This window comes from Butyrivibrio sp. AE2005 (assembly GCF_000686965.1).
Classification (GTDB): Bacteria; Bacillota; Clostridia; order Lachnospirales; family Lachnospiraceae; genus Butyrivibrio; species Butyrivibrio hungatei_A.
Genome location: NZ_JMMD01000040.1, coordinates 1 through 10,197 on the forward strand (window position 1 = coordinate 1; position 10,197 = coordinate 10,197).

General features: G+C 39.7%; 10 protein-coding genes. All 10 read right to left on the reverse strand.

Features of this window, described 5'->3' with window-relative positions; genetic code table 11:
• Positions 1–134 precede the first annotated feature (134 nt).
• A complete protein-coding gene (locus DL92_RS0114625; RefSeq protein ID WP_026668053.1) occupies positions 135–578 on the reverse strand; it encodes a hypothetical protein in 444 nt (147 codons plus the stop codon).
• The gene (locus tag DL92_RS0114630) at positions 566–1,042 is read right to left on the reverse strand and encodes a hypothetical protein (protein WP_026668054.1); all 477 of its coding nucleotides are present in this window, start codon (positions 1,040–1,042) and stop codon (positions 566–568) included. The genes DL92_RS0114625 and DL92_RS0114630 overlap by 13 nt, the downstream gene beginning before the upstream one ends.
• Positions 1,039–1,821 (reverse strand): IS21-like element helper ATPase IstB, encoded by a 783-nt coding sequence (gene istB, locus DL92_RS19540; protein ID WP_051625359.1) that lies wholly within the window; start codon positions 1,819–1,821, stop codon positions 1,039–1,041. Before istB ends, DL92_RS0114630 begins: the two co-directional genes overlap by 4 nt.
• Positions 1,814–3,328: an IS21 family transposase gene (gene istA / locus DL92_RS0114640; RefSeq protein ID WP_197027266.1), complete on the reverse strand. Its 1,515-nt coding sequence runs from the start codon at positions 3,326–3,328 to the stop codon at positions 1,814–1,816. The genes istB and istA overlap by 8 nt, the downstream gene beginning before the upstream one ends.
• 157 nt (positions 3,329–3,485) lie before the next feature.
• The gene (locus tag DL92_RS19545; RefSeq protein ID WP_026668137.1) at positions 3,486–4,019 is read right to left on the reverse strand and encodes a zinc ribbon domain-containing protein; all 534 of its coding nucleotides are present in this window, start codon (positions 4,017–4,019) and stop codon (positions 3,486–3,488) included.
• Positions 4,020–4,117: 98 nt separating this feature from the next.
• On the reverse strand, positions 4,118–4,339 hold the full coding sequence (locus tag DL92_RS0114650) for a hypothetical protein (RefSeq protein WP_026668138.1): 222 nt from the start codon (positions 4,337–4,339) through the stop codon (positions 4,118–4,120).
• A 17-nt stretch (positions 4,340–4,356) separates the two neighbouring features.
• Positions 4,357–5,001, reverse strand: a complete 645-nt coding sequence (locus DL92_RS0114655) for an MBL fold metallo-hydrolase (protein WP_026668139.1) — start codon at positions 4,999–5,001, stop codon at positions 4,357–4,359.
• 86 nt (positions 5,002–5,087) lie between these two features.
• Positions 5,088–5,687, reverse strand: a complete 600-nt coding sequence (locus tag DL92_RS0114660; RefSeq protein WP_026668140.1) for a hypothetical protein — start codon at positions 5,685–5,687, stop codon at positions 5,088–5,090.
• Between the two features lie 45 nt (positions 5,688–5,732).
• Positions 5,733–6,323: a hypothetical protein gene (locus DL92_RS0114665; RefSeq protein WP_026668141.1), complete on the reverse strand. Its 591-nt coding sequence runs from the start codon at positions 6,321–6,323 to the stop codon at positions 5,733–5,735.
• Positions 6,324–6,354: 31 nt separating this feature from the next.
• A complete protein-coding gene (locus DL92_RS0114670; protein WP_155841192.1) occupies positions 6,355–10,164 on the reverse strand; it encodes an AAA domain-containing protein in 3,810 nt (1,269 codons plus the stop codon).
• Between the last annotated feature and the right edge of the window lie 33 nt (positions 10,165–10,197).

Here is a 10,197-nt window from a genome sequence, read left to right on the forward strand (position 1 = left end):
TGTTGATTGTCAAGTAAAATTGACCCACTTTTATACTTAAATCTGACCCACCCTTGGATCCGTCATTGTGATTTTGGAGGCGGGTCAGTTTTGTTTATAAATCTCGATTTTTACACTGTGAATTGACCCACCTTTTAATGAGTTACCAGTGTGTATCCAGCATCGGTAAGTGCTGTTTTGTCTATGATCATTGTCTTGTTTATTGTATCCATGACAACGTATCTGCTAAGTTCTAGAAGCCTGTCCCCAATAAGCTCTTTAACAAGCTTTTCCATTGCTTCTGCTTTAGGGGCGTTCCTTTCTGTTTTATCCTCGCATATATGCTGTGGCTTTACCGGTGAACAAAGCTCATCAATCGACATAAATAGGCTTTCGTCAGCTTTCTCACATTGTGCGGCACAAAATCTGTCTGTAGCTTCGTTATATCCCAGATAATCTATGTTTTTCATCCTGTCCAGAGTTGACCACGGATACTTTATTCCAAATGACTCTCGGAGCTTTTGATAAAGAGCATCTTTTCCGCCACTGTTGTATATTTCTGCAAGTTCCGGGAGATTTTTATCTTTTATTTTAACCATGACAGTTCTCCTTCCGGAAGCTTACCCATTTCCGCTTCAGCCCATTCATCAAACGCTCTGGACAGAGCACGACCTTCTTCCATCAGAGTTTCAGCCTCTTCAATGAGATTATGTCTCTGGAGGACCTTTTCATATACATCTGTTTTGTAAAGTAGTTCGTCTAGATGCTTTTTCAGGCTTTTAATAGTGTCTTCGCCTCTCAGTTCGGCAAGATATTCTTCCTTATCCTCATCGCTCAGTATGCTAAGAGTATCACGGATATCCTGTTCTTCTCTGTATACGTCAAGGAAATCAATGTAGTTTCCATGACCATCTTCAGCATTACATGTATTCTCATGAACACTGTTACCAGCTGCAACCCATTCATGAAGAGCGTTTCTTTCATTTTCATTCATCCGTGTTGTTTTTTCATATGTATTCAGCTCATCCTGCAGGAATCGCTGCCTATCGCTTGTTAAGTTCATTTTTCTGTACCTTTCTGTTTTTTAACACTTATTTTTGACCCTTTGACACGGTAACTGTCTCCCGTTATACTAAGCACATGGCAGTGATGCAGCAGGCGGTCAAGTATTGCAGTTGCCGCAAGCTGTCCGGTAAATACTTCATCCCATCTGCCCATTGGGAGATTAGTGGTGATAATGAGGGAGCTTTTTTCGTATCGTTGACGAATGATCTGGAAAAACAGGCTCTCTCTTTCTTTGTCCATTTTTATGTATGAAAGTTCATCTATGATCAGAAGTTCAATACGGTTCAGTTTATCAAGCATCTGCTGTAGATTCCCGGCAAGCATCTCGTCATAAAGCCTGTCGACAAGTTCTTTTGCATTAACAAAAAGGACTTTTCTTCCTTTTCTGCAGGCATTACGACCTATCCCTGTAGCAATCATGCTCTTACCAACTCCGGGTGGTCCTATGATTATGATGTTTTCACGGTTATCCAGGAATGTAAGCCTTCCGAGTTCATCAATCTTATCCTTATCAAGAGACGGATTAAAACTGTAATCAATGTCCTCAAGAGAAGATGCACTATCAAAACCGGCTTTAACAAGAAGCTTCTCTGTCCTACGGCTTGTCTTTCCACTATCTTCAAGTTCCAATAGTCTTAAAAGAAAATCCATATATCCCAGTGATTCCTGTTCTGCTTCTTGGATGATGTCTCTGTATTGGGTGCGCATATCTACGAGCTTGAACTGCTTCATCTTTGCTTCTATATATGCGTTTTTGTGTTCTGTGTCATTAAGCATTCAGGACCTCCTTCGCATAGTTCTCATAGTAGCTGCAGTTTCTGGTAAGTTCAGAAGAAGGCGCTGCATCGATTATCAGGGTTGTGGATTCAGCATTGTTATCCTTTGGGATTTTTCGTTCTCCTGAGTTGTACTCACGGAGCATCTTCTTAAATGACTTGATATCCATCTTTCCCTCATCAACAGCTATACCGATAAATCTGTCCAGAGTATCATCATCATAGAGATCTTGCAATTCCATTATTCTTCTGGCATGGAATGTAGGCTGGTCAAACTTACGACCGGCTGCTTCAAGATAACGTGCACCATTACTGAAGCGGTTAGTGAAGTCTCGTCTTATCTGCGGAACAGAAGTTGAGACCTTCTTTGCTATAGACTCATAGTGATCTGGATTAGTGCGGATCTCATGTTTGCCATAAGATATTTCCTGATGCTCTATGAAATGTCCCTGCGAGTCATACAGCATGATCCTGAATCCATAATTCAGCCTGTAGAAAAGTGTTTTTCCAACATATCTGACATGAACACTATATTTATTACCGTCAATACTGAGATAACTGTCAGGACTGACTTTCCGCTTAAGCTTGCTGTTTGCATAGTAGTGTTCCTTAGGAAGCGGCTGTAATAGCGCTTTTTCTTCCAGCAGGTAATGCTGGTTTGGAATTCTTTTGGTGGTGGAATGTTTCTTATCGCACCACTCATTTATAAAAGCTTTTCCCCGGGAATTTAGATCCTCCATACTTGCAAAAGTGTTGCCTTTTATGAACTGTTCTTCGATATAGTTGAATGGCCTCTCGATTTTCCCTTTTTTACGTGGCCAGTAGCATGGGCATGCGTTTAGCTCAACACCGAGATGCAGAGCCATGGCTAATGCATGAGGATTGTACTTTATTTCTTCCTCTGACTTTGGATTGTTTTTTATAACAAACGCTTTGGGATTATCGATAAGAAGCTCCAGCGTCACTCCTCCCAGGTCATCAAACAATTCCTGTACAGCTTCGTAAATAGCATCAGCATCTTCGCGTAAAGAAAAACATATCGCCTTCTTTCTTGATGCAGCTAGTATCATGGAAAAGCAGTATACTGTCATGTATCTGTCTGCTATAAGCACCTGATACTCACTCCAATCAAACTGAGCCTGGTCACCCGGAGGGCTCTCATGCCTTGTCGTTGCCTTGCTGCTGATACTGTCGCCGACATCTTCATCCACTCTTCTTAAAAAGTAGTAGACCGGTCCTATGCTGCCTTTGTAGCCACGTTTCTGTAATTCACTGAATATCCTGGTGCCATTGAAGTTAAATGGGTCACATCTCCAGGTGATGATCTGTTCTTTGAACGGATCAATCTTGGAGCTGTATTCTGTTCGGTTATAGACAGGAGGTTCTGTCTTTTCCAATAGACGTCTGACCGTATTTCTGGCTATCCCAAGGATATCTGCTGTAGCTCTTTTGGAACCTGTCTGTTTGTACACCTTGTGTACTGCCGCCCAGTCTTCCAAATCTTTCACCTCTTTTCCTCCTTCCATATGTTTTTACATACGGAAAGAATTCTATAAAACCTCAAAGAGGTGGGTCAATTCTAAGTATTAAATTTTCAAGGCACAGTGTATTATCGAAATGGTTTATACTCGCGATCCACCATCTGGGGTGGGTCAGTTTTAAGTATTAAACCCGGGTCAATTTTAAGTGTAAATCAATAGCGGCATCTACTTCTTTCTTTGCAAACTCACATGCATCTGTGAACTGCTTTCTATTGACATTAATCTCTTCAAAATCTGTATCAAAACTCTTGGGATGATTAGCAATACTGTTGACAAGGAGTTCAACGTTATTGATTGAATCAACGGCTCTGCATCTCTCGACATATAATTGCATACCTTTATCATTCATAAGAGTGTAGGCATCATTATATTCGGTAATGGAGCTTTCAAGCATCCTATCAAGCTCTGTCAGCTTATTGGTAATATCTTCCTTAGCTTCCATAGCCTTATCTTTGACTTCCACTGCTTTCTCTGAAATAACCGCACTGGATTTCTTAAGAGCCTCACTGCTTTTCTTAGATATATTGGATGAGAATTCTTTAATCTGATCAGCATTGATCTTTATTCCCGGCTTTGCTGATTCTTCAACCTTAGCTCCGCACTTAGGACAAAAAGCCACACCAAAACCCAAATTAGAACCACATGATTTACACTTCATAAGAACCCTCCTATGCAATTAGAATATAATCTAAAGATGTTCTTTTTTATTAGTGACTCAATATGTAAAATGATTTTCTTTATCATTGAGAACTCTTTTTACATATTGTAGTTTGCGATATCCCAATATTTAAGATTACCTCTATCTATCCGAATATCTCTATGAGATATTTTTCCTCTAGCGCCTAATACACAGTGTTCTCGCCCTCTGTAACTTTCTCCGAACACATCTGTATCAATAATCTCATATTCCTCTTCAGGATTACTTTTACTTATAACAACAGATCCATATTCCAATTTAAGAAATTCGTCCATAGTCATAACTAAAATCTCCTATCTCAATCAAAATACTGCATCTTCTCAATAACCTTCACAGGGCTCTTTACAAGCGAAGCAAAAGTCTGAGCGTCGCTCTTTTTCCCGACAAGTCCGCCGTAGTGGACGGGAATGGCGTATTCCGGCCTTATTGTATTTGCAAGATCCGCAGCTCTCTTGGCATCCATGGTAAACGTTCCTCCAATGGGCAAAAGAGCTATATCGCACTTCACCTGCCTTGCCTCTTTCGTAGCTCCCGTATCTCCCGCAATGTAAATGCGCTTTCCGTTAACCCTAAGGATATAGCCAACCCACTCGGCGCGCTTTGGATGAAACGGCTTTATCGTGTTGTAAGCAGGAACAGTCTCCATCTCAAGTCCGTTTATCTCTTTGTAAATGCCGGGCTTAACCGTCACAATATCTTTTACATCAGGCTTAAGCTCTCCGGCGTCATCCTCCATCTTCTCAGGAACAACAAGAAGCGTATCCGCTTTGATCACCTTCCTGATATCCTCAATCGAAAAATGATCGTAATGCGAATGCGTTATCAAAACATAATCCGCATCATGCGGCTCCTCCTTCATGTGAAAAGGATCCACATATATCACACCGAAGTCGCTGCGGATTCTTATGCTGTTTTGGGTAAAAACATCTATATTGTCCGGCATTTCTTTAAACTGCTCCATTCCAATGCTTATTTATATTACTACTCAAAAAGTCCATCACTGAATAAATGCATTAATATAACAACGTTTCAACTAATCATCTCTTTATGAATAATCTGAGCATGCTTAATCAATATTTGGATTACCATAAACTCTGCCATAATAACAGCAAACCCATATTTTATCTCATCAATATCAAACAGAACCCAAATTATAGTAAAAAGAAGCAGTGCTACTGTTGAGTATAAATCCAATTTCATCAATTCTGCCTCATTCAATTTCTTCTTATTATTTAAAAATTTTTCTCCAAACCAAATTGCTATAGCTACAGCTAAGCTAATCCAATAAAAGCTCCATATTTTATTAAGATCAAAAAGATTTATGTCAAAATATACCGACACCGCAAACATAAAGATAACCCAAAAAAACAATGCATTTTCCACAAAGCTCAAAAAAGATATTGTTGAAAACGGAATATCTCCCTTTTTTCTTGCCAAAGCCAAAAAAAGAATTCCTCCAACGCAATTTATTAATGCATTGAGAAGAATGTTTAACGATCCTTCTTCATCAGCAAAAACAAAAGTAAAAATCACAGTAAAAACTCCAAATGCAAGAGTTACAAATCCAAATATTCCCAACAACACGTTCAAGAACTTTTTATACTTATCTAATCGTTTTAATATCTCCATGTTTTTCAGGCTCCTTTTATTATTCCGTCTCTATCAATTTCTTCCTTACTTTCTGCGTTTAAATATACCCGATAACAATTTACCAAGCCATCCCCATTTACTCTCTTTATCCTGACTCTTTTCATCACTTTGAGGATGGTTGATCTTAGTCTCGCCGGCCGCAACCACTTCGCTTACTTCAATTTTCTCTTTTTCAGAAATAGCAGCCACCTCAATTATCTCCAGATATCCTTTTGCCACACATATATCCAACCCCAGAATCTTCTCGCCTACATTTTCAAAATCAATAGCAACGTGCCCATTTGATATATCCGTAATGAAGCCATCTCCAAACTTTTGATGGCGTACCTTTGATCCTATAGGGTATAGTTTTTTGCCTTCAGAATCAGTAATTTTTTCGATAGCTTCTTTTTTCTTTGTCGGATCATCCGCAATCTTACCGGCAACTTCAATCTCATTAGTCTTGTAATACTTGCAATATCTGGATCCCCTGCATTCAATATACTGATATTTACAATATGAATCCTTTTTCCTGTAATATTTGCATCGGCTCTTATGACGTCTTTCATCTCCCTCATTTCTAGTCAATTTCTCAACATGCCAAGGAGTTCCGGTCAATTTGCTGACTTTAGTCATACAACCATCTCCTTACTTTGGCGGCAATCAATTATTCCTGCTTTAAAGAAATAACATCTCCGTCAATAGTTACATCCCTCAATAGCATCAGTGCTTCATCAAGCTTTGCATAAATAGCCTCACCCATACGAGAGAATCCAAGCTGACTTACCAATGCCTTGTAAAGACCGTCCTTTTCAGCCGTGTAATTCTGTTTAAGCAGTACATGCAAGCCTGCTGCAAGTTCCTCCGGAGCGATATATTTGATATCACGCTTAGCGCCGGGAACACGGAGCATAAACGAATTCTGCTCTGAAAGATACAGGAATCCATTTCTACGTATGATTCCGTTTCTGTCACACCCTCTCATATCATAAGTAAATTGCTGTCTTACAACACTTGTTACTTTCTCACGACCATAGATAAAGCAAATACGCTTCAAAAGGTATTCCTCAGACATTGGTGCCTCTACTTCAAGAATACTCTTTACAAAGCGCTGATTGCCGTATAAATGCTCCTTTCTCAAGCTATCTACATCTGCCTCAACATATTCCGGGAACTCCAAATGTTTAGGAGCTATTGTCTTTTCAAAAACAACCGGCGCCTCCTCTTCCTGCGTGCTTTCTTCCGCTTTAACATATCTTCCAAGATGTATTGCTTCTGTAGCAGCTTTAAGAAGTCTTTCTTTTTCTACAGCAGTATTTCTGAACCAGTCTGTGGACCAGATACGATAAAATCTCCAACCCATTCGCTCGAGAATTTCCTGACGGAGCCTGTCTCTATCCCTTGCATTCTTAGAAGAATGATATGTAGCACCATCACATTCAATGGCCAAAACATAGTCAGAGCTGTCCGGCTTTTTTAATCCAAGATCAATTCTAAATCCACTACATCCAACCTGAGTATCTACAGTAAAACCATGATCACGCAGGAAATCACACACATCCATTTCAAATTCAGAATCAAACTGCTCAAACGGATTTACTGAGATAGATCTCTCAAGAGCAACTTCACCGTGCTCAGCGTAATCCAGATATTCTCTGAGAAGCCTTGCGCCTTCTGCAGAAGTACGTCCAAGATCAATATCTGTTGCATGCATTGAAGAAACAAGCTGAACATTCTTTTTTGCACGGGTAACAGCTACATTAAGTCTTCGTTCACCACCGGCTTTATTCAGTGGTCCAAAGTTATGTAGTAATCTTCCCTGAGAATCTTTACCGTAAGCAACACTGAATATGATAGTATCTCTTTCATCACCCTGAACTGTTTCAAGATTCTTGATAAAGAAAGGCTCTTTTGCCACATCATCATGTTTGAAAAACCATTCCTTAGAAGAATCTTCCTCTCTCCTCTTAGAAAGCAAACGCTCTATCAAATCCTGCTGCGTCTTACTAAAAGCAACAACACCGAGGCTTCGCTTCGGATGAGTATCAATATTCTTGTAGATGAGATCTACGATAAATTCAGCTTCTTTTATGTTTGTATGGCTTTTTCTATCAAAAAATCCATCCACATGATAATAATCAACACCGATTCCTTCATGATCAACCGTTGATGAAGGAAATGTTACCAGCGTATTGTCGTAAAAATTCTTATTTGAGAAGGCAATCAGCTGTTCATACCTACTACGATAGTGCCATTTCAATCGAAGTTGCGGGAATGATGTAGAGCAAAGATCCAGTATAGACTCAAAATCTGTAATATCTTCGGTCTCCTCATCATCGCCATCAAGTTCAACTGTTGAATTAAAGAAATTACTGGGCGGCATCTGTCTAGAATCACCAACTACTATAAGCTGTTTTCCTCTGTATATAGCTCCTATGGCATCCTGTGGGAAAATCTGTGATGCCTCGTCAAATACTACAGTGTCAAAAGTAATACCATTATCACTAAGGAAAGTGCTCACACTAAGCGGAGACATGAGAAAACAAGGCTTAATTACCTGAACAAGATTTCCGATCTCACCCAAAAGCTTTCTAATGCTCTTCTGTTTACGTTTCTTTTCTCCTTCTCTTAGAAGTATAGATACTTCACTTCCTCCGGCCATCATATCTAAGGATGGACGCTTAGCTGACAGTTCAGCCTTAATCTGAGCTTTGCTAATTTCAAACTGTAACCGATCTTTTTGGGAAAACTGCTCTACAACCTTATCCTGCACTATACGTGTAAAGTTTGCAAAAATCGGCTTTTCGTAAATCACATGATTGATCCACTGTTTATAAAACAGTCTCTGATATGCAGTTACAATCTGATCCTGTTTGATATTATTATCAATAGCGTAGTTAACGTACGAAAGCAAATCTCTTTCCTCTAACTGCTTTAACAGAATATAAAATCTGATCCAGTTACCCACTTTATCAAATGAACTCAGGCACTGTTCAATCTTTGCAAGCAGTGAAGATAATGTCATTGATTCAAAGGATACATAATTAGAATCGAAATCATTCTGAAGTCCTGACAAAACTTCCGTAAATGAGTTCATAGCCCCTGCCATGGCATTTGCATGACTACCAAATACCGGCTTGGATGATGCGAAAATTTCATCATCCATGATAGCGATATTTCCACAGCTTGTACCACTTCCAAAGCACCTTCCAATCAAATTCAATTCTGAATCAAGCTGAGACCAGTCAGTATCTACGCTTAAAAGCTCTGAATCTATAAGACCTGCAACCTTTGTTTTTTCTTCCTCAAACCTGCCCATTAAACTTTGGTAATCCATGAGAGCCCTCATGTAAACCTGGGCCTCAGCATACCTCGGTTTCTTTCCGGTTTTGGAAGCCAACCTGATATCGGTTATCATACTCTTATAATCTGCGCTAAATATTCTGGGTAAAAAGCCGGCATAAAGCTTTATAAGTTTGTTATAGTTCTCCTGTCCATTAAGCTTATATATATCTTCCTCGAAAAAGCCATTAAGCTTCTCTCTGATAGATATTATCTGCCTGCATAATTCTGCCATGTTCTTTGAAAAAGAAGACAGAATATTGATATTCTCAGCAGTTAGCATAACCGGACGCAAGAAGACCGACGCTGAAAGAATATTGAGTAACTGAATAACCCTTCCGACTTCAGAAAGGGTGTTCATCTTCAAAGAATACTCATCATTAATACCATCAGCTTCGGATATCACATCTCTAAATCCCTTACTGATAATCTGAAGATCCTGTTTCAACTTATTTTGAGCTTCATAGGTAGCCTTATCACTCCTATATCCAAACCACTCATTTTTTCGATAATCCTGGCCAATTGTCGACACGTATTCTTCATACTGTCCGAGGAGATTTATTGCCTCGTTAAGATAGGCTTCATCCTTTTTAGCTATATCATTCAGTGCAAAATCTAAATCAGGAGCTTTCCTATGCGCTGAATGAGCATCATAGAGCTGATACAACGACCTGTTTATCACAGGAATAGGTTTGTGAAGTTCCTCTGCATATGCATCCAACTGCTTCTGCAATTTTGCCTTTGCCTGAACCTCAGCATCTGCCCTCGACGACACAGCGCTCCTGTCAGCTCTTAAGGTCTTACAAAGTTCATTGATAACTTCTTTCTTATTTGCTTTATGACTGTGAAGCTCTAGACAAAATTCCTCCAGACCTGCCTGCTTCAATTTGTCATATACAACACTAAGCGCTGCAAGTTTCTCTGATACAAAAAGAACCTTCTTACCATCATGGAGACACTCTGCAATAATGTTTGTGATAGTCTGTGACTTGCCGGTTCCGGGAGGTCCCTGAAGCACAAAACTCTTGCCGGTCTTTACCATCTCTATAGCTTCAATCTGACTGGAGTCCGCATCGACAACAGTATGTAAATCTATAATCTCGTTTTCTACTCGGTCCTGTTCACCATCTCCCATAAAGTTCGGTCTCTCAACAGGTTCACCCAAGAG

Coding starts and splice junctions, on each gene's coding strand:
- DL92_RS0114625 (WP_026668053.1), bottom strand. CDS start 578: ATGGTTAAAATAAAAGATAAAAATCTCCCGGAACTTGCAGAAATATAC.
- DL92_RS0114630 (WP_026668054.1), bottom strand. CDS start 1,042: ATGAACTTAACAAGCGATAGGCAGCGATTCCTGCAGGATGAGCTGAAT.
- istB (WP_051625359.1), bottom strand. CDS start 1,821: ATGCTTAATGACACAGAACACAAAAACGCATATATAGAAGCAAAGATG.
- DL92_RS19545 (WP_026668137.1), bottom strand. CDS start 4,019: ATGAAGTGTAAATCATGTGGTTCTAATTTGGGTTTTGGTGTGGCTTTT.
- DL92_RS0114650 (WP_026668138.1), bottom strand. CDS start 4,339: ATGACTATGGACGAATTTCTTAAATTGGAATATGGATCTGTTGTTATA.
- DL92_RS0114655 (WP_026668139.1), bottom strand. CDS start 5,001: ATGCCGGACAATATAGATGTTTTTACCCAAAACAGCATAAGAATCCGC.
- DL92_RS0114660 (WP_026668140.1), bottom strand. CDS start 5,687: ATGGAGATATTAAAACGATTAGATAAGTATAAAAAGTTCTTGAACGTG.
- DL92_RS0114665 (WP_026668141.1), bottom strand. CDS start 6,323: ATGACTAAAGTCAGCAAATTGACCGGAACTCCTTGGCATGTTGAGAAA.
- DL92_RS0114670 (WP_155841192.1), bottom strand. CDS start 10,164: ATGGGAGATGGTGAACAGGACCGAGTAGAAAACGAGATTATAGATTTA.